General features: G+C 43.4%; 16 protein-coding genes and 1 pseudogene. 10 read left to right on the top strand and 7 right to left on the bottom strand.

The genetic code is table 11. From position 1 onward, the window contains the following. Positions 1 to 40: 40 nt before the first annotated feature. A complete protein-coding gene (locus tag J5X92_RS11065) occupies positions 41 to 592 on the top strand; it encodes a DsrE family protein (protein ID WP_208805776.1) in 552 nt (183 codons plus the stop codon). Here the strand turns inward: J5X92_RS11065 and J5X92_RS11060 are convergent. Further along, complete coding sequence (locus J5X92_RS11060; RefSeq protein WP_208805775.1) at positions 589 to 2,253, bottom strand: acyl-CoA dehydrogenase family protein; 1,665 nt, start codon at positions 2,251 to 2,253, stop codon at positions 589 to 591. The genes J5X92_RS11065 and J5X92_RS11060 overlap by 4 nt on opposite strands. A gap of 272 nt (positions 2,254 to 2,525) precedes the next feature. Between J5X92_RS11060 and J5X92_RS11055 the strand changes: the two genes are divergently transcribed. The 6 genes from J5X92_RS11055 (at position 2,526) to J5X92_RS11030 (ending at position 8,038) form a co-directional block, all read left to right on the top strand. Beyond that, entirely contained in the window at positions 2,526 to 3,332 is an 807-nt protein-coding gene (locus J5X92_RS11055) for a PaaX family transcriptional regulator (RefSeq protein ID WP_208805774.1), read from the top strand. Positions 3,333 to 3,465: 133 nt separating this feature from the next. Beyond that, complete coding sequence (locus J5X92_RS11050; RefSeq protein WP_126871602.1) at positions 3,466 to 4,578, top strand: hypothetical protein; 1,113 nt, start codon at positions 3,466 to 3,468, stop codon at positions 4,576 to 4,578. Between the two features lie 449 nt (positions 4,579 to 5,027). Beyond that, the gene (locus tag J5X92_RS11045) at positions 5,028 to 5,492 is read left to right on the top strand and encodes a hypothetical protein (protein WP_057790348.1); all 465 of its coding nucleotides are present in this window, start codon (positions 5,028 to 5,030) and stop codon (positions 5,490 to 5,492) included. Positions 5,493 to 5,912: 420 nt separating this feature from the next. Next, positions 5,913 to 6,791, top strand: coding sequence for a YHYH protein (locus tag J5X92_RS11040; protein WP_062087793.1), 879 nt, complete (start codon positions 5,913 to 5,915; stop codon positions 6,789 to 6,791). Next, positions 6,778 to 7,398 carry a toxin-antitoxin system YwqK family antitoxin gene (locus J5X92_RS11035; RefSeq protein WP_208805773.1) on the top strand — a complete coding sequence of 207 codons (621 nt, stop codon included), beginning with the start codon at positions 6,778 to 6,780 and terminating at the stop codon, positions 7,396 to 7,398. Before J5X92_RS11040 ends, J5X92_RS11035 begins: the two co-directional genes overlap by 14 nt. Continuing rightward, on the top strand, positions 7,346 to 8,038 hold the full coding sequence (locus tag J5X92_RS11030) for an SCO family protein (protein ID WP_208805772.1): 693 nt from the start codon (positions 7,346 to 7,348) through the stop codon (positions 8,036 to 8,038). Before J5X92_RS11035 ends, J5X92_RS11030 begins: the two co-directional genes overlap by 53 nt. A gap of 98 nt (positions 8,039 to 8,136) precedes the next feature. Here J5X92_RS11030 and J5X92_RS11025 read toward each other — a convergent pair whose 3' ends face one another. After that, positions 8,137 to 9,462, bottom strand: coding sequence for a M24 family metallopeptidase (locus J5X92_RS11025; protein WP_208805771.1), 1,326 nt, complete (start codon positions 9,460 to 9,462; stop codon positions 8,137 to 8,139). 377 nt (positions 9,463 to 9,839) lie between these two features. Here J5X92_RS11025 and glgC point away from each other — a divergent pair. Beyond that, a pseudogene (gene glgC, locus J5X92_RS11020) lies at positions 9,840 to 11,216 on the top strand (glucose-1-phosphate adenylyltransferase). Between the two features lie 53 nt (positions 11,217 to 11,269). Here the strand turns inward: glgC and J5X92_RS11015 are convergent. The 4 genes from J5X92_RS11015 to J5X92_RS11000 all read right to left on the bottom strand — a co-directional run bounded on the left by J5X92_RS11015 (position 11,270) and on the right by J5X92_RS11000 (position 18,038). Next, positions 11,270 to 12,736, bottom strand: coding sequence for a M20 family peptidase (locus J5X92_RS11015; RefSeq protein WP_208805770.1), 1,467 nt, complete (start codon positions 12,734 to 12,736; stop codon positions 11,270 to 11,272). A 209-nt stretch (positions 12,737 to 12,945) separates the two neighbouring features. Then, positions 12,946 to 15,600, bottom strand: coding sequence for a M14 family metallopeptidase (locus J5X92_RS11010; protein WP_126871608.1), 2,655 nt, complete (start codon positions 15,598 to 15,600; stop codon positions 12,946 to 12,948). A gap of 13 nt (positions 15,601 to 15,613) precedes the next feature. Continuing rightward, complete coding sequence (locus J5X92_RS11005) at positions 15,614 to 17,080, bottom strand: hypothetical protein (protein ID WP_208805769.1); 1,467 nt, start codon at positions 17,078 to 17,080, stop codon at positions 15,614 to 15,616. Positions 17,081 to 17,093: 13 nt separating this feature from the next. Further along, positions 17,094 to 18,038, bottom strand: a complete 945-nt coding sequence (locus J5X92_RS11000; protein WP_129739696.1) for an ATP-grasp domain-containing protein — start codon at positions 18,036 to 18,038, stop codon at positions 17,094 to 17,096. 352 nt (positions 18,039 to 18,390) lie between these two features. On the opposite strand from J5X92_RS11000, the gene J5X92_RS10995 reads away from it, so the two are divergent. Then, positions 18,391 to 19,491, top strand: coding sequence for a M20 family metallopeptidase (locus tag J5X92_RS10995; RefSeq protein ID WP_208805768.1), 1,101 nt, complete (start codon positions 18,391 to 18,393; stop codon positions 19,489 to 19,491). Between the two features lie 75 nt (positions 19,492 to 19,566). Here J5X92_RS10995 and J5X92_RS10990 read toward each other — a convergent pair whose 3' ends face one another. Beyond that, positions 19,567 to 19,995, bottom strand: coding sequence for a VOC family protein (locus J5X92_RS10990; protein WP_057790368.1), 429 nt, complete (start codon positions 19,993 to 19,995; stop codon positions 19,567 to 19,569). 134 nt (positions 19,996 to 20,129) lie between these two features. Between J5X92_RS10990 and soxR the strand changes: the two genes are divergently transcribed. After that, positions 20,130 to 20,597: a redox-sensitive transcriptional activator SoxR gene (gene soxR / locus J5X92_RS10985; protein ID WP_126871701.1), complete on the top strand. Its 468-nt coding sequence runs from the start codon at positions 20,130 to 20,132 to the stop codon at positions 20,595 to 20,597. The last annotated feature ends 9 nt before the right edge of the window (positions 20,598 to 20,606 follow it).

The raw sequence follows: 20,606 nt of genomic DNA, 5'->3' as shown, positions 1-20,606 counted from the left end.
GGCGTTTTTTTTTATCTTAAAATAACAACGTGGAGCATGCATGAAATCGTTACCCCTTTTAGCGTCATCCTTTGCCGTAATAACCGCTTTATCGACACCTTTTTTTGCCCATGCGGGCACTGATGATTTTGCCGCAGGCCCCGTTTTTAATAACTATGGCAAGCATGCACCAGTGCCAGGCGTGAGTGTATCGCCTCAGCAACAATTTAAAGTCGCCTTCGATGTAGCCAAAGGGGCTGATGTGGGCAAGGTTAACCGCAAATTTGATTCACTAGCTCGTTTTATTAATATGCATGTCACCAATGGCGCTAAGCTTGAAAATATTCAACTCGCGTTAGTGGTTCACGGCTCAGCCACGCTTGATGTGATTAATAACGCGGCCTATCAAAAGAAAAAAGGTGAAGATAACGGCAACTTAGATTTATTGCGTGCGCTTATGGATAAAGGCGTACGAGTAATCGTTTGCGGACAATCCTCAGCCGCTAATGATGTAAGTTCTGAAATGCTAATAGAGGGCGTTGAGATGGACTTATCTGCGATGACAGCCCATGCCCGTTTAAGTGAACAGGGTTTCAGTACTAACCCGTTTTAATTGTTGCTACTGCTAAGCATTCCCTTTTTAATAATATCTAAAAAAGGTGTGTTAGCAGGCAGTGTTCCAAACGCTAAGCCTTGCTGTTTGCCTAACCTTGCTTCACAAAAGGTGTTCGCCATCACGCTATCGCTCTCATTTAGAAGCAAGGCACCTTGCATGGCAATAGCAGTATGCTCTGTAATTAAACGGCTGCGAATTTCTAGGGTGGCGGTATCTTCGAAAGCGTCTAAAAGACTTTGCAGGTGGTTATCGTAGCAGGCATTTCTCCCTTTTGCGCTATGCAATAAATCAAAAAGTGCCGCTTTAGATTCTGGCTCTTTGTGCAATGCGCGAAGTACATCTAAGCATTGTACATTACCACTGCCTTCCCAAATTGAATTAAGCGGTGCTTGGCGATAAAGCCTAGGCAAAATATTCTCTTCTACATAACCTAGTCCCCCTAAGCACTCTTGTGCTTCGTTAATAAATGCTGGGGTTCGCTTACATATCCAGTATTTACCAATTGCCGTTGCGATACGAGCCAGTGCGGCTTCTTTCGGATTGATTTTACTAGCATCAACGGCGCGAGCGACCCGCATGGTCAAAGCCAGTGCCGCCGAACATTCAAGCGTAAGGTCGGCGATGACATTTTGCATTAAAGGCTGATTGATAAGCGTGTCACCAAAAGCCTCACGGTTGCTGACATGATGATGGGCTTGCACTAACGCTTGTCTCATAGAAGCCGACGAGCCAATCATGCAATCAAGGCGAGTAAGAGAAACCATGTCGATAATCACACGTACGCCCCGACCTTCTTCACCTATTAAGTAAGCCGTTGCACCTTGAAACTCTACTTCTGACGAAGCATTGCTCCAGTCTCCCAGTTTGTCTTTCAAACGTTGAATACGTACTTCGTTTAAGGTGCCATCAGACATAACTCTTGGTAATAAAAAACACCCTAGGCCAGCGCCAGTTTGCGCAAGAATTAAGTGCCCGTCACACATGGGCGCAGAAAAGAAGAACTTGTGCCCCACAATGCGGTAACTACCATCTTCTTGTTTTGCAGCAGTGGTTGTGTTGCGGCGAACGTCGGAGCCACCTTGTTTTTCGGTCATTCCCATACCAATAGACAGGCCATGCTTGTGTTCTGCTGGCAAGGTGCGGTCATCGTAGTGCCCATGAACTACTTTATTCACCCAATAATCTGGTAAGCCTTTAGCTTGTCGTAGCGCCGGGATGGCGGCATGGGTCATGGTAAGAGGGCAAGTTGTGCCCGCGTCAGCTTGATATTGCATGAAAAGTAACGCGGCTCTTATGACATGCGCGCCTTGCTGACTTTCATTTTGCCACGAGTAGTTATGAACGTTACCCTGCATAGCCGCGCTCATAAGTGCGTGATAGCTAGGATGAAACGCTACATCATCAATTCTGCGACCATACCGATCGAAAGGATGAAACTCGGGCTTATTTTTATTAGCAAGTTCGCCATGCTCCATTAATTCAAAGCCAGCGACTTGCCCAAATACATCTAGCTGTAATGCTACGTCAGCGTGTGGCGACGTTACATTAGCCATTACAGCGCACTTAAGTAGTGGGTCGTCCTGCCACAAGTTATAAGCGGGTAAGGGAAGAGGCTGATTCTCAACAACATGGGTATCGAACAACGTAGGTGCAGACATAATAAACTCGCCTTGAAAATTTATTAAACATTACTAGTTGTGTCTTTTTGTGTCAAATGTTGTAATTTTTGGTTTTATGACTTTCCAATTTCGATAGCTGATTGAGTGTTTGTCTTTAAGAGCTTTTTTCAAGCGCTTATTATCAAGTGCTTATTTTCAAAAGCTTATGCCCAGTAAGAAAGCGGAAAAAGGATATACTTTGTAAATGCATGACATTTAGGTAAAGTGCTCACTCGATGTCGTTTTAATTACTAATAGATTGGTAAAGCAATATGTTACCCGAAAAACCTGCCAGTAAACCTGTAGCCCGTCACTTGTTAATGAAGCTACTTGGTTCGCGCCCTGGTATTAAAATGGATGCAGCCAGCGCGGTAAGAGTAGGCGCCTTGTTTGGTATTTCGGAAAATAATATTCGCGTTACCCTTACTCGCTTACAATCAGCAAAACTGCTTAAGCTGGTGGAGCGTGGTTATTACCAGTTAGGTAAAGATGGCGAGCAATTTGCTGGCGAGATAAGTAGCTGGCATACGGCAGAATCTAGATTATGTGAATGGCGTGGTGATTGGCTTACCGTGCTAACCACCGCGTTAGCAAAAAGTGATCGTAAGGCCACACGGGCACAAGACAGGGCGCTTAAATTAATGGGTTTAAAAAAGCTCTCTGCAGACTTTTATGTTAGGCCTAACAACCTTAACGATACGGTGGGAACAACACGAGAGCGCTTGTACCGATTAGGGTTAGATAAAAGCGCTGTGGTGTTTAATGCATCTGACTTTGCTGACGCGACGGAAAAAAAGGCAGCAGGGTTATGGCAGACCAAAAACCTTGAAGCCAGTTACGAAGAAGGATTAATTGAACTCGCGCGGTCGCGCAAGCGTATAGAAGGCTTATCACTAGATGATGCAGCAAAGGAATATTATATCGTCGGCGATAATGCCCTAAAACGATTAGTGTTCGACCCACTGCTTCCAGCACCTTTGGTTAATGTCGACCTTCGCAGAGCATTTCGCGCAAAAGTAGAAGAGTACGATAAGGCTGGCGCTGAAGTCTGGTATGAATTTTTAAATATAAAGAAGTGAGGAAAGAGGTATGAGCACGGAGGTGCTTGCCTGATGCTATCTTTGTGGCACACTGTCATTTGAATTACCGATAAACGGTTGCATAGATACGCACAGATTTTCCAACTTAAATACGTGACATGGAATAAGTAGTATGACGTCAAACCGCCCCCTGTTTAAACACATTCGGAACCACACCGCGCTTTTCAGTGAATTGTCGCGTTATCGTAACATCGCGGTGCAGGGTCTAGGCCTTTCTCAGTACGAATTTCACAAGACCCCAAAGTTCGTTGCAGAAGATGGACGTCGGCTTACCATTGAGCCGGAGCGAAGTATTGTTTTGCCTAATGTAGAGCAACTTAAAGGCGTAAAGAGTAAGCTTGAAAAAGCCATACCTACACTCACAATGGTTGAGCACAGCGAGATTGGTTATCGCTATCCTACCGCCGCGCTGGCGGGGTTAGATGCCCCTTTTATCAAGCGAATGCGCTCTGAGTACTTTCATAAAGTTGATGAAGATCGCAGTATTTGCAGGCCGGTAAATTTATCTTACGGCATTAAAAGCCGTGGAAAAGCAGATAATCGCCAAGAGTATGAAGTGTGGATGCCTGACGAGGCACCAGAGCAAAACCCCTTGCCACTGTTAATCGATCTTTATGGCGAAGACCTACCTAACGATGTGCGCCATTTTGTAGAGCAACCTTCGAAAGTGCATGGTTGGATGGGCGTTAAGCGAGCAGCATTTGAAGCCTTATACCAAAACAAAGAAATATGTGGCGATTTGGTGATTTGTGTTGCCATGAGTGTAGACGCATACAATATTGGCGCGCGCCCTGACTTGTCGTTCTCGCCAGAAGCAGAAAGCAGTATTGCGGCTAGCAATGCAGAGCTAGAGTGGGAAATAGAAGGCTATTATGCGCCACGTGACTGGGAGTTTGACCACGATATGGTGTGGTCGGCAATTAATCACACCCTGGCAGCGATTAATGCGCCTTTAAATGATTTATACGGCAATACCATTTTGCCAGTGGTAGAAAGCAAAACAGAACGTATTTTGTCTACGCTTAAAAGCTTAGGTGTTCAACAGGACGAGATTGATGATATGAATCTACAACCGTGGGAGTTTATGCTTAATGAAAGTTCCCATAGGGTTAAATCTCACGATCCATCCAGACCTGTTAATCTTTTAGGTAGGCTAAATCGTTTGTTCTACCAAGAAGACCGCAAACTTCCTTCGTTAAACTGGATGCACGATTTAATCACCTAGTCGTGAAAGTATAAAACCAGTTGCAGCTATTAACTTAATTATTGATGCCTGCCGCACAAAGTCGGTGGGCATTTTTGTATCTAAAGCCTCATTGCGTTTCTGATCACGCATTATAAATACCTACCATCACTCTCGCACTATTTCGATTAGTACGTGAAACAGTGTAAGCACGTCGATTACTTCAAATAGGTACCTTCAGGCTACAGGATATAGCCGTATCCAATATTAGATAACAATAATGTAGGTTACATATATTCGCATTTTGTAGCAACGATTGTTAAAAAGGTTAAATTTTGTAAAAAACTTACAGAACTGATGTGAAAAGTACAGTTTTTTGTCAATTTATGTAATTTAATTACAAAAATGAGCTTTCTTTTACGTGATTTTTGGTCATAATGTACTCGTTGCTTAAGAAAACTCTAATTTTGTTACACAATAGGAATTACATTATGAAACTGTCAACTTTCGCCATTGCTCTTATCTCTTCAGTAGCGTCTTTAAATGCTTTTGCTCAAGACGTTCGTTTAAACCCAGTTAATCAAAACATTGAAACGCAAGCTTGCTACACAGCCGCGACAGAAGGCTACAGAGCAGCAAAACGTTTAATTCGTGACAACGGATTAAATGTTGAGTCTTTCAGTGCATCATTGCTTTGTAACGATGTAAGCTTGAGAAAGTTTGCTGATTTATACAGCGATAAAACTACTAATGAAACTAAAGGCATTGCCCTTGTTGCTAAGAACGAAGATATCGCTTCTAAAGCTTGTTTAGATGCTGTTTCAATCGGTACAGAAAAAGCACTTGCTAAGCACGGCTTAGAAGGCGAAACCATTATTTGTAATCACAAAGAAATGTCAGCATTTGTTCGTTCTTATAACGCTGAAACAGTTGTTGTACGTCCATTCTCTGAATAGTATAGCCTCACTGATTTAACGTTTGTTTACAGTTTCATGGCCCACTCGGCAACTGGGTGGGCCAGTAACTTATTTTAATCACCACGCTTACTGGTGTTAGAAAATATCCCTCGAAAAAACTCCCAGCGAAAATCTTCACTTGAACGATAATCCCTCTTTGAAATATAAATCATCGAACCCATTTTCTTAACCTAAAAATAATAAATACGACTTACCCTTAACACCGCGCTATTCGTTTTGAAACCTGTACTTTTGTATCCAGTTACCTATACGTCTTCCCATCAAAATCTCCATTGAATATGCACATTGTGCACGCAAGCGCTGTGCTAGTTTATTGATTACTCACGTTCCTTACGTTTGTTTGCACTGGGCATAAGCGTAAGAATACAGCGACAACAAATATCAATAGAGAGAATCATTATGTCGAAAAGTCACTACGCAATACGTACATTGTTATGCGTAAGCATTCTATCAGTGTTAGCTGCTTGCGGCGGGGGCTCATCAACTGACGAAACTGTAGACAGCGACACCAGTGTTGATGCGGGCACCGGAACAGACACGGGTAACGACAGCGACTCGAGTACCACAACGTGCGACTCACCGATGACAGAGCTTTCAAGTGCATATCTTGAATTTGTTGCGGCACCAAATGTCACTATTGTGTTGTCTGAAGATGGATGCACAGTGTCGCTCGAGTCGGCAGGTAAACCCGATCACACATCATCATATTGGGATTCAGGCAATGCCAGCGGCTTATATGTTGAGCCTGAAGATGAAACTCTATTCAATCAAAAGCGCTCACCGGGTGATATTGAAGATTACCTAAATGATTTTGATTTAACCGTCCCCGTATCGCCGGAACTAGCCGCCACATCATCGGCCACGCCGTTAGGTGCAATAGGTATTGCTTTGAGCGGCGCGCCCATTTTCAACGATTCCGAAGGTACGGGAGATGTATCGATAGGCGTGATACAAGGTTTTGATCGCAATGGTGCGCATACTGGCCCGCAAACTTACCATTACCATTTAGAGCCACAAGCTATCTCTTATGATGATGATTCGCTGGTAGGTATTATGGCAGATGGATTTTTCATATTTGGAAGACGTTGCTATTCAACCGTAGACTACCCCACCGATTTAGATGAATCGAACGGCCATACGTCAGTCACCCTTTATACAGGTGCTTCAGAGGAAGATGCTGAATATCACTACCACATATCAAATGAACAATACTTAAACGGCGAGTATTACCTAATTTTCCCGGGTAACTTCCAAGGTACGCCGAGTGACATTAACTAAATCAACAGGTTACAAAGTACTCCTGTTTTGTGCACTTTGGCTGGCAGCAACTTCTGGGTCGGTATCCTTTAGCGATAGAGCACAACTAGTGGTGTATGAAAATGCCATATCGCTGAATAAGCAAGGCGTTCGTATATATCAAAACGCCCCGTTTACAGGAAAAGTGGTGAGCTACCACTCAACAGGCGCCCTTGCTACAGAAGATGAGTTTGTAGCCGGTCGCCGCGCCGGGGTGGCAAGAAAGTGGTTTTCGAACGGTACCTTAGGTTACGAGGCCTATTATGCGTCTGGCGCCAGAGAGGGTAGTGTAAAAACCTGGTGGGTTAACGGAAACCTTCGGTCGGCATTTGTGTATGAAAACGGCAAGGTCGAAGGTGAAGGCTGGCGTTGGTACAGAAGTGGAGCCAAATTCAAGAAATCTAACTACCACGAAGGGCAACCGGTAGGCTTGCAGCAAGCGTGGCGAAAAAATGGCACCTTATACTCTAATTTTGAATACAAGAATGGGCGGATCTATGGGCTTAGAAAAGCAAACAACTGTGTGGGGCTTGAAGATGAGGTTATCTCTGTTGATTACTACCAAAATCAAGCCAGTCTTCGTTTCTAGTGCATTGCTGTTGCTATGCAGTACCAGTGCAATAACGGTAAATTCAGCCCATAGCGCGGACGAACTATCCTACCAATTATCTTATTACAACAGCAAAGAATTTACACCGCACTGGATTGAAAGCGGTAGTGAAGCGCTTGATGGTTTTCACAAAATACCGCCCTTTAGTTTCACCAATCAAGATGGGGAAGAAGTTAGCGAGAAAGACTTTGAGAATAAAATCTATGTGGCAGGCTTTTTCTTCAGCACGTGCCCGGGAATTTGCCCCATGATCCGGTCTAAGTTGGCCAAGGTGCAAGAGGCATTTATTGACGACGATAGCGTAAAAATTCTTCAGCATTCGATTAGGCCGAATACTGACACGGTCGATTTGCTTAAAGCTTATGCAGATAAAAACGGCATTTTAAGTAATAAATGGTATTTGGCAACCGGAGAGCGGGACGCTATTTATTCTCTGGCAAAAAGCGCGTACTTCGCCAGCGACGACTTGGGTAACTTGCAAAATACAGAAGATTTTTTGCATACCGAAAGCCTATTATTAATAGATCAGAATCGTCATATTCGCGGCATATACAACGGGCTCAATAGTGCTTCTGTCGATTATTTGATAGCGGATATTAAAGCGCTGAACGCTCAGTGATAGTTTAGCTTAACAACTGCATATACGCCTGAGCATTTAATTTAGCGCGTTTATCGTGACTAGAGAGCATCAAATAAACGCGCTGTTGTAACTAACGGCTACTCCGCTGAGGAAATGAGGTGCAGCACTTTTTGCCTTCCGTCGAGATACTCTACTTTTTCACCATCAAAAAACGCATCTTCTTCTAACATAATGCGTATGTCTTTATCCCATTCTGGAATATAGGTGGCGGCATTTAGCTCTATAGAGTAAACCGTGTTTGGATACACAGGGTAGTCGCCCTGAACGGGAACCCCTTCTTGTGCATCCCACATACCAATGGTGGGGCCTGCTGCATGACCATGAAATCCCAGTGGGTGAGTATAAATAGCAGGGGTTAGCCCTTCTTCTATGGCTTGCTCTCGAGACATTTTCAAAATCTCATTGCCGGTGCGTCCAACCTTAAAATTGTTGGTAAGAATATCTTGCAATCGGTTTCCTGCTGCAAAAGCTTCAATTATGCTTTTAGGGGGCGCGGTTTCATCGGTTTTTAACACGTATGCATGCTGTTGTTGGTCGGTGTTTAAACGCAGGTAAGTAATACCAAAATCAACATGGATAAGGTCTCCTGGCTGTATAATATTTTCACCAGCGCGCTTACTAAATGCTTTTATTTGATCAAATTTTTCATTGTCTGCACGTTGTATAGACACTGAAGGATGAAACCAGTTTTCTAACCCTAATGCCTTGCTTTGGTCACGCAACCACCATATGACATCGTCGGTAGTAGTGATTCCAGGAGTAACAACTTCATTTGAAAAAGCCGTTGCTATAAGTTGGTGGCCAATTTGAGTCAGGGAAGGGTAGTGTTGCATTTCAAGCTTACTACGAGTTTCTAGCCAAGCAATGGCCAGTTTTTCACCCGATACCACACGGTCTTTAAATTTAGGAGAAAGGGCGGCTATGAACTTGCTGTTTTCGGTGCTGCTCATGCCGTCAGCAAGTGCAAATGCATCTGACACATTCACTGCAATTCGTTTGGGGTCGCGCGCTTCAATAACATCAGCAAGTGCTTCCCACTGATTAGGCTGAGCTTCTTTGTCCCATGCTTTTTCGAATAAATCAGCCACGGCATACCGAGCTACCGCTAAACGTTCTAGAGGCTTTCCTTCGCCAGGGTTAAAAATGACCAACATGGTATGCCTGCGGGCCGATAGCCACGTTGATGGCAGCATGGTTTTGATGACGGGGTCTTCGTTGTATTCCCGCGACATGATTACCCACATATCAATATTAGTACGCTGCATAAGACTGGGTAAAACCTGCTCGAATCGTTGTGCTAGTATTTCATCGACCAACTCGCTCCTAGCTTGCATATCCATGACATCCTTGGCCATAGATTGCAAGCTCACTAGCAGTAACACAAGCGTACAAACTGCTCTCATTCTCTTTCCTTATTAGTTTGAATTATAAGCATGTAATCATTAAAACTAGCACAAGCTGTTTGGCTTAAGCAATGGTGGCTACAATTAACAAGGAGGGAAGTTGGCTTGTTTCATTCAAGCCAATGCACGCTAGATGAAAACGCTATATAGCCTGGCGTTATAATGAATATAAGCCTTCATGGACGCGCATCGTCAATCGTATTGATGCGGATCAATACGCTAAACGAAGATTCCTTGTTTACTTAGCCTTAACGCGAAAGGCATGTTGTAGAATTTTTTTGAATTCAATGTCGGCAATTTTCCTTCAATAGATAATTTAAATTGTGATTGCAGTTTAATCATCATCGATTTAGGTATCATCCTAGCCGGAGCCAGTTATGAATGCAGAGATTGATTTACAGCAAATAATAGAAAATACCATGGTGTTAGTGCTAGCCGGTGGGCAGGGCTCAAGGTTAAAAGCACTTACTGAAACCCGGGCTAAACCGGTACTAGAGTTTGGCAGTCATTGTCGAATCATCGATTTTCCCCTTTCAAACTGTGTTAATTCAGGCCTAAATCAAATTGCGGTACTCACCCAATATAAGTCTCAGTGTTTAATTCGGCATTTGATGCAACATTGGGGCACATTGAATAACAGTTTTGGGGGGCGATTAGATATTCTTCCTGCATCCCAGCAACAGTCTGAAAGCTGGTACCAAGGTACTGCAGATGCGTGTTTTCAGAATATTGACTATATCAAATCCAGAGCACCTAAATATGTGATGATCTTATCGGGGGATCACGTATATCAAATGGATTATCGAAAACTGCTGGCTGAACATGTGAAAAACGGCGCCGAAATGACAGTATCTTGCATAGAAGTGCCTACTAAGAATGCGGCAAATCAGCTGGGCGTATTAAGTGCTGATAGCAAAGGTCGGGTAACCGCTTTCGATGAAAAGCCATGTAAACCACACCCATTATTAGATGCGCCAGAGTATTGTTTAGCTTCAATGGGCAATTATGTAGTGAATGCTTAAGTGCTTTATCGGCTACTTAAAGCAGATGCCAAAGCGTTGGAATCTGATCACGACTTCGGTAAAAACGTAATTCCAAATATTATTGAGCAGCACAAAGTGTTTGCGCATCGATTCAGAGGCGCCGATGGTTGCCAAATTCCCTATTGGCGAGATGTAGGCACCATTGATAGTTACTGGCGGGCTCATATGGATTTGCTGAACAACAGCGATATGTTGAATTTAGCTGACCCGTCTTGGCCTATCTGGGGAAGTGCTTTATCTAGCGCGCCAACCCAAATGCGGGGCGGGACTCAAAAAGGCCAGTGCGACCTCAATCAGATTTTGATTGGCACCGGTTGCCAATTAACTAATTGCCGTATCCATCACACTGTTTTGTCATCCAATTGCGCAATCGGTGATGGCGCTTCACTTCAAGGGTGTGTATTGCTGCCTGATGTGACTATCGAGGCCGGCGCTAAATTAAAAAACGTTATCGTAGATAAAGGTGTGACGGTGCCCGCTAATTTAGCCATTGACGATATTAATATTGCTAAGCACTTCGGATTTTCAGTTAGCGAGAAGGGGGTTGTTTTAATTACCCAACAAGTAATAGATAGTTTTGCCGATGTGGAAATATATTTTGACGTACCGCAAAAGTCGACGAGTGTAAGTCCAATTAGACCAATGCATTCAGAGCTATCAACTCGAAACATCGTCCGTACTCATGTACCCAGCGCACTGAACGAGCGTTAAGAACGCAAAGGCAACGCCTGTGCGTTGCCTTTGATCTGGCTATTTAATTAGCTTCACTGCGCTGGTTGGCGCATTAGCCGCGTATAGAACTTAACGGCATCTTCCATATTTTTAATATCAATTCTCTCGTTAGTGCCGTGAAACCCTGACAAATAAGCAGGTGTCAGATTAATCGGATTAAAGCGATAAGCATCAGTTATTTTTGAGTAAAACTGGCTATCTGTCGCGGCAATAGTTAACCCAGGTGTGACGATAATATCGCCCTGAACATCCCGTGTTACTGCGGCAATATTTTTAAACCCCTGACTGTCACTATTGGCCACGTTTGACGGCTTAAATGCTTGCGATGTTTTAATGGTGATTCGAGGATCGTTGATGGCAGCTTCTACCCAACTGGTAACACTTTCAATAGTGTCTCTAGGATGAATACGAAAATTGATAGTGGCTGTCGCGGTAGCCGGCAATACATTCGCTTTAACACTACCCGAGAGCATGGTAGGGGCTGTGGTGGTGCGCAACATCGCATTGCCCGCAGGCGACTGAGATACTGATGCCTCAATCAATGGCTTGAACAGCCATTGATTGGCAAAGAGCATACGCTTGAAGAAATCCATGTGCTTAGCGATATTGGTGTACATAGTTTCGCCAAGGCCTTCTAACCCGCCAGGTACCGGTGAGTTTTTAACGTTGACGATGGCTTCAGCTAAAATGCTTACAGCCGTATCTTGAGGTGGCATTGAGCTATGTCCACCTTCACCTTTTGCGATAAGCTCAAGCGTAAGAAAACCTTTCTCAGCCACATTAATACTGGCGACACGCTTGTCTGACCCAGGTACTAAGCCATCAAGAATAAATGAGCCCTCATCAAGCGACCACGCTAGTTTGATGTTTTGCTCAACAACATATTCTGAAACTGCTTTTGCGCCATATTGGCTGCCAATCTCTTCATCGTGAGTAAAAGCAATATAGATGTCTTGCTCTGGGGTATAAGCCGCTTCTAGCAGCAAGGTAACAGATTCCATTAGAGCTATCACTGCGCTTTTATCATCGAGCGCCCCACGGCCCCAAATAATACCGTCTTGAATTACACCACCAAATGGCGGGTGCTGCCATTGAGATTCAGTACCTGGATTAATCGGAACCACATCATAATGAGCTGAATACAATACGCTAGGTTTGGAAGGTGCTTTACCGCGCCATTTAAAAAGTAGGGTGTAGTCGTTCAGCAAAGTAAGGGTTAAGCTTTCGTGCACTTCAGGATAAGTACTGGCCAACCATGCGATAAATTTTTGAAATTCAGCACGGTCGCGGTCTTCAGCATGTTCATAAGAGATAGTTTGAATTTGAATAGCCTGTGAAAGGTGCTCTGCTATCACGCTGCCATCTGGCGATATCATAGTGGTGTCGGGGGAAGGCTGGTAGGTTTCTGGAGTGAAAGTTACAGTGCGCACTAACACAACTACAACCAAAGCTAAAAGCACTATGCTAAGCCCCAGTAATCCTTTTTTTATTATTGTCATAGGGAGTCCCTTAAGATGCCAGTTTCATTGTCTGTACATGCAAATATTGCAGTTGTCGCAACGTTGTCATTTAGTGTATCTGCAATAGTAGGTTTGAGTATATTGAAAATAGTGAGTACATCAGAAAATAAATAAAACGCAGACAAAAAAATAGGCGCTTTAAGCGCCTATTTTTATTCTTTAACCATAAACAATGTGGCAGTTAATGACTAATCAATTAACGGCTCATCGTCGTCTTCTTCTTCCTGCTTCTCGTATTTCTCTTCTTCTACTGGAATAACTTCCTCAGAAGAATAGTAAACACTGACAGGCGCTGAATAGTTTGGCACGTCGTCATAGGCAAACACAGAATAATACTTTTCAACATTCGGGTTACCAAAGTTGTCATAGGTATATTCATCAGAACCTGCGTAAAGCTTCACACCATCAAGCGGGGAGCGCGGCGAGTGGAAGCGATTTCTTACCACAAACGCACCCACTAAATCGGCATGCTTCGGATTGCTCCAACTTAGCTTAACCTGACGATTTTCTAAGGTTACGCTTAAGTTCGCTGGTGCCGGTAAAGGCTCTTTGCGACGCTCAATGTACTTAATCACCAACTTACACACATTGTTACTGTGTAAGTCGTGCCAATTTACTAGCATGTTCTTTTCAGCACTTGATGACGTTGAGCGAACCACGAAATGGAAAGGCGCATGCTTCGCATGCATATCTTCGAGCGCTTCACGGCAATAACTATCAAAAATAAAGTTATGAGAGTTTTTGTCTTTAAGCTGAGCATTACTCACCTCGTAGCCAATAAACTCTTTTTTCTCTCTATTTTTAACGCTTTCATAATCAAGATCTTCAAGACCAGCCAATTCAATGGTGAAACGAATATCTTGCGATGTAGGCAAGGCATTGTCGTTACTCATCGTTAAATAAGCTTCCGTGATCACGGTTTTCTTAGGATCAGGCAGATTTTCGGTTAAGAAGGTCATTTGCCCATACACCACATCGCCATTTGCATCGAAACCAGACTGCAGTTCGTTTTTCTTAACCTCGGCTTTTGATACCGTGCTAAGAGATGATGGCGTTAGCTCTACTTGTTTGCTTGGAAGGGTATAAATAACTTCCAAGTTAGGGCGGTAATGGATACCTGAACCAAACTTTCCGTACCCAATATCAAACTGCATCATTTGCGAGTCTGCACCAAGAGGCAGTTTTCTTGGACCTTCAACGCGAAGCAACAAGGTACCGTTCTTAATAGATTTGCGAATAATGCGACGCTCGGCCACATTTAAATCCCAATGAGACCAAATACCTTGAGTTAGCTTATCTGAGCGAATTTCATCACCAAGCGTTTGAATAGGCTTCGCTTGATGAATTTGGTTGAAATCGGTGATGTCAGATATTTCTGATGGGTCAAGAATTGATACTGTCCATTCACCAAAATTTTCTACTTTGGCGTTAACACGGTTCATCGGATACAAGGAGAAACTCGCATTCTTAATACGGGCTTCTTCCGGTAAGTTTTCCATATTAAACGCAATCACACCGTAACAAATACCACGGCGTTTATTCACACCTACAAACAACGAGTTGTAGCCGAAATGGTCGCGGTTTTTCTCGAGAGTATATTGGCCTACATAACCAATACCACGCTTCGATGGGAACAAACCTCTGAAATATTCATCTTCAGATAACTGCGTTTTCAGCTTAATTTCAGGGCTGAAAGGCGACTTGGTATCAGTAACTTTATTAACTGCACGTATATTGTAGAAGTATTTCTGACCACTTTTAAGCTGCACATCGGTGAACGTGTGTTTGCCAATAATCGCAATAAGATTATCTTCGCGACAAGGGCTTTTCACAGTTTCGGAGCGATACAGTTCAAAATAGATATCATCAGACTCTGGGTAATCCCAGCACAGGGTCGCTTCGTAAACGCCCACTGATTCAATTGTGAAGTTATCTACCCGAGCAGGTGCTTCATCAGAGTAGTTTTTCGCTTCTGAAAGTGCATAAAGTACCGCAGGCACATTCTCATCTACACTTTGCGACATATTCGCCATGTAATCAGGAATGTTGCGAGTGCCCACTTCTACCACAGCCGAGATAATACCTAACGAGTAATAATACTCACGGCCACTACCGTTAATCAGGTTCGTAGGTGGCTTGCCACGGTGAATACCGTATTGGCGACCCGTTACCTTATGGATTTCACGGTTCATATTGGCGCACAATACGTTTAAGTCGGTGCCTTCAATTTCAGACTCGTGATTAAACTTATGGGCAGGGAAGAACACGTTACCTTGCGAATGGTAATCCAGCGCAATAGTGATGTTCTTATGTTCCAATACGAAGTCGCGTATAGCGGCGGTTTCTGGCTCAGAGAACGCGGCTGGGCCTGAGTAGGTGTTTACCGTGGTATCGGCAGAGCGCTTAAAGCGAACACCGAAGTTACGGTTTAAATCTACACCAAAGGTGCCATCGCCGTTGTCACGTCTATTCTTGCGCCAAAAAGAGAAGTGGGTGCGAGAATACTCAAACCCATCAGGGTTCAAACAAGGCACCATATATAGCGTATTGCGGCTTAATGCCTGTTGTATAGATGGGTTGTGGTCAATATTGGTTAGCACATTATCAATAAACTTAATGGCTAACTCATTTCCAATCCACTCACGAGCGTGGATGGTTCCTGTAAAAAGCAGAGCGGGTTTACTGTCCGCAGTTTCAATGTTAGCAGAAAGGGTAGCCATCATGATTGGCCTGCCTTCCCACGTCGTTCCAATGCTATGCACGCGAATAAGCTCAGGGTACTTTTCCTGAGCTTGTTCTAAAAACGCCATTGTTTCTTGATACGAGGTATATTGTTTTTTCATTGTTTCTTCTTAGCTAAGAGAAATCAGTGGTTACCAGCGTAGTCTTAAAATTATCCCAATGCGCGATAATTGCATCGACTTTCTTTTGCTGAATGTTTTTAACCGTCAGAAACACGCTTGGATCAGCGGTTATAGCTTCTGACGTACCCTTTTCACCCAGAGTACTGATTATCACCTCTGTAAGTTTAGGGCCTATACCTTTTACGCCAGCAAAAAAATTTTCTAACTCTGACGTAGTTAAAATGAGTTCGCCCGCATCTACTTCGGCGTCGACTTCAAACTCATCGTTGCTATCATTTAATACACGTTCTAGTCCATCACCGATGACGTCTTCTAGGCCATCATCTTCACTCACATCTTGGTTTTCTAAATGCAAGTCGGTTACTATTTTGGCCTTACTTTTGGGCGTGTAATTATCTTGAAAATTCCACGACTCACTTGGCCATTCTTCATCTAGCTGCAATTCAACAGGTAATAATGGGTAAAGCTCAGGGTTAGTCACTGCCACTGAGTCTGCGCTATCACAACTTGGGGTATATTCACCAAAGGTAATATTTCGCATTGTGCGTAATAACGGCGTGCGAATCTTACCCAGTTCCTCCCAGTTATACAAAGGAATATGCGGCTTCTTAAAGCGCTCTGAACACAAGGTCCACATTATATACTGGCCAATCCAATCACGAATGTAAGGGAAGGCGGCAAACGCAGTTGCACATTCTAAAATACGGTATTTGCCGTCTACACCCAAGGCAATATCAGATGCCCAATATTCAGCTTTTGCGGCTTTAGACGCATTCACTGCTATTTGTAACGCTTCTTTGGGCACATCAGAATAATCCATCGAGCCACCCTGACTGGTATTGGTTAGCCATTCACCTTCAGGTGGACGACGCCAAAACGCACAAACAGGCTTGTGGCCAATCAACATCACGCGAATATCGGCCATCATCGGAACAAATTCTTGCACATAAACCGGGTGGTATTTCTTTTTCTTAAGCAGTTCGGCTGCTTCTTTAAAGCTATCTACTTTATGTACGAAGTAGCCGCCATAGTTGGACGGTCCGTATGATTTTTTAATAATCTTTGGATAACTGGTTTTACGTAAAAAGGCCATGGCTTCGTCTTTTTCGTAAAAAATATCAGTTTTGGGAATAGGCAAGTCGTGCTTTTCACAAAAGTGGGTAACATTTTCTTTCGACTTGTTGGCGAACTGTGTGTCCATTGAAGGCAAGAAGCGAACATCAGGTAATTCGCGCGCAATTTCACGAAACGTTTCGTAAGCCGTTGCAGGAATATTACCAATAAGAATATCGATATTTTTGCTCTTCACTTCACGAATGAAACGAGCTTTGTCGTTACCCCAGTGGTAACACACGGTTTCAATTTTATCAGGCCAACCTTTAAAGTTAGACTTGTCGAAAAAGCGCAGCACGTGGTCTAAATAGAGTAGGCCAATAGTAGGTAGTTTAGTTGTAGACATTTTACTTTCTCGTTTAAAGTTGAGAGGTTAGCGCGGCTTGCATACTAGCGCGCTTTTCAATTGCTTTTCGCTCAATCAAATTAACGATCCGCTCGATTTTTCCTTCATTAAACGTTAATCCTGCTGCTTCTTGTTCAGGCGTTGCGAATGCAGGAATACCGTTTACTTCTAGTACTACATATTCTTCATGTTCTTGGTCGTAAATTACGTCCACTCCCGCGATATCCAGCCCCGTTACTTTTGCGGCTTTAATCGCTAACGCGACCAATTCATCGTTGGGTTCACGGCGTATAACAGAACCACCACTGGTTACGTTAGTTTTCCAATCGTCTTTAGGCGCTTGACGCCCGTAACAACCCACAAACTCACCATCAACAATATCGATGCGATAGTCTGTCATGTCGTAATTGATAAAACGTTCAACGTAGAAGTGAGGAATATTGGTTTGATCCAAAAAGGGAATAAGCATATCTAAAGAACGCTCATCTTCTACTTTAACAATACCCATGCCACCCCAGCCATCGGTAGGCTTGTAGACTAAGCGTCCACCCCATTCACGAATGGTATTTTTAAGCATCGGCTTGTCTTTGGTATTACATAACCGGTAATCAGGCGTGCGAATGCCTGCTCGAGATAAACGATGGGAAGTACGCAGTTTGTCTTCAGATAACGAAAAAGACTCAAAACTGTTAAGACACGGAATTGATTCGTTTAATACTTGATAAAGAAAAACTTGATAAGGCGTTTGTTGACCTGCATTGTATGAAAAGAACGCATCTAACTCTTCCATATTTACGTTATGGCACGTAATGGTTCCGTTATGTGCGTTTGCATGGCCTAAGTTAAGATCGGTGATTGCTTCAATATCACGATCTCGTAATTGATTAACGATTTTAGCCTGTATGGCAGTACCGCCGCTATTGCTGTACATCCACATCCCGACTGTATACTTTGGCACGACTTTTAACCCTATATTTATGAATCGATGAATTGACATTCTTTTCGATTTGAGTAAGAAGACATCTCAAATAAAATTTTTGCACCAAAATGGGTGGTAAATATCTATTTTAGATGAGAAATATGACATATATTAGACTTTAGGGTACGTCTTGGTACGAGGAGTCCCTCCCGAAAGCGGCGCCATTAAACGGCTAAATTGCAAACTATTCAAGTTTATTTTTTGTTCAAATTAAAATAATTTCGAATTTTGTAATGATAACGTTTGAAAGGTGTGTGATGTATGTAAATTGGCCTTGATAATCAAGGGCTTCAGCGTAGTTTGGTTTTAATCAATACTTGGAATAAATAGCATGAATAGTAGTCTGGACTTTGCCGAACTTGCCACCATTATATCGCTCAATTCTTACACTAAAAATAAAGCGGGTGTAGATCATAATGCTGACATCTTTAATGGGTGGATGGAGCAGCTTGGGTTTTCTGTAGAAACCCATCGTCGAGAAGAAATAGGTAATCACGTTCACTATCTGTCGAAAAAAAGTGAAGGGGCAAAATTACTGTTACTTGGCCACTTAGATACCGTATTCCCACCTGATACTTTTACCGAATTTCGTGAAGATGATGAATGGATTTACGGCCCAGGTGTATGTGATATGAAAGGCGGTAACTATATTGCGCTTACCGCACTTCGAAATGTATTTGCCGAGCAAGGCCATATCGCGAACATAGATATGCTTTTGGTGAGCGACGAAGAAAGTGGCAGTGACGATAGTAAATTGCTTACCAGCGAATTAGCCAAAGCCTACGATGCCTGTATGGTTTTTGAAGCGGCAGGGCCTGATCACGACGTGGTCATTTCTCGAAAAGGCATTGCTACCTTCCAAATTGAATTTGAAGGCAAAGGTGCGCATGCGGGTAACCATTATACCGATGGTATTAATGCGAACTTGGCTGCGGCTCATATGCTTATTGCATTGACTAATCTAACCGACCTAGAAAAAGGCACCACGGTTAACGCCGGTAAAATGAAAGGTGGATTAGGCGCAAACACTATTTCGCCTAGTGCTAGCTTAACGGTAGAAGCGCGGTTTACTCAATCAGAAGAGCGAGACAGAGTATTAGCCGCGTTTGAAGAAGTAACCCAAAACCCTGCTGTCGAAGGGGTAAAAGTAGCGGTAACTGGTGGATTGCAGCGTGATGTCATGCAGCCTACAGAAGCACAGGCACAGTTTATCGCCGAGCTAGAAAACGTGTTAGGTGCCCCCCTTAAGCTGGAAAAACGTGGTGGGGTGAGTGATGCGAATGTGGTATCGGCTGCCGGTGTGCCAACCCTTGATGGTTTTGGCCCATACGGAGATGGCGATCATACCATTCATGAACGTGCAAGCAAGGCTAGCTTTGAACGGCGTATAGGCGAGGTAAGTAAAATTTTAGCGCACTTTAATGGTTGCTAAGTAATTAATAATTAGGCAAAACGATGCAAGGTCAGAGTTGGTTTTATTAACTCTGACCTTAAAGATTAGTATATTTTAGCTAGTATACGACACCACTTCGGCTTCAAGACCCTCTCCAAGCATGAAATAAAAGCGCCTTCCAGGTTCATAATCACCGTGGTTGTAAGTATTAAATCCTAAAGCGAATACCTTTTTTTCTACCTCGTCTAAATTATCAACCACAATACCTAAGTGATTAACGTGGGCTACCGTGGTGTGATCGAATGTGTTCTCGGCACTTGAGTTCGACGCTAGTCCATTTTGATTGTAGTGATTCGAGCTAAACTGTTTTGGCTTATACAGCGCTAAATAAGCGGTATCTGATCCCACGTGCACCGTATAACCATCGTCTTTGGCTGGGCCGCGCCAACGTATGTGCCAATTGAACAACTGGCACAAGGCATCAGCAATAGCATCTGGGTTAGTGACGGTAATATTGGCGTGTTCAAGTGAGGCTGCTTGCATCGTATTTCCTTATTTTCTGTTGTGTGTTTTTCACCGGTAACTTTTTCGATAAAAAAGCGCAGTGGATTAATAGACAGCAACAGCTTAATATCTAAAGCTAACTTTAGATCAAGCGTTAAATGCAGATTTTTAAAATGGCCCCTGAACCCCTAGTAAGTATTGGCTTTGTTGCAAAGCGAACCGGTAACGCAGTATCGCTTATTCGCTATTATGCCAACGAATCCCTTATTCCTTCCGTGCGAACCCAAGGCGGAAATAGAATGTTTCCTCGTTCAGTCATTCGCAGGGTATCGTTTATTTTGATTGCACAAAACATGGGGTATGCACTTGATGATATTCGACAACTGCTGCAAACCCTGCCAGATAATCGCACGCCGAATAAGGAAGATTGGGCTACGCTTAGTGAAGTATTTAACACACACATTACAAAGCGTATTGCTGAGCTAACGGCATTGAAATCTTCGTTAGAGGGCTGTATTGGTTGTGGTTGTTTGTCTTTAGATAAGTGCAAGCTGTACAATAAGCACGATCGCATTGCCGAGAAAGGGGCGGGCGCTCGGTTTTTACTAGGCGATAGCCCTAGCGATGCTGTTATAAAATAGCCTTTTCTC

The organism is Alteromonas sp. K632G, from assembly GCF_017653625.1.
GTDB lineage: Bacteria > Pseudomonadota > Gammaproteobacteria > Enterobacterales > Alteromonadaceae > Alteromonas > Alteromonas naphthalenivorans.
This window is presented reverse-complemented; position numbering and strand designations above follow the sequence as displayed.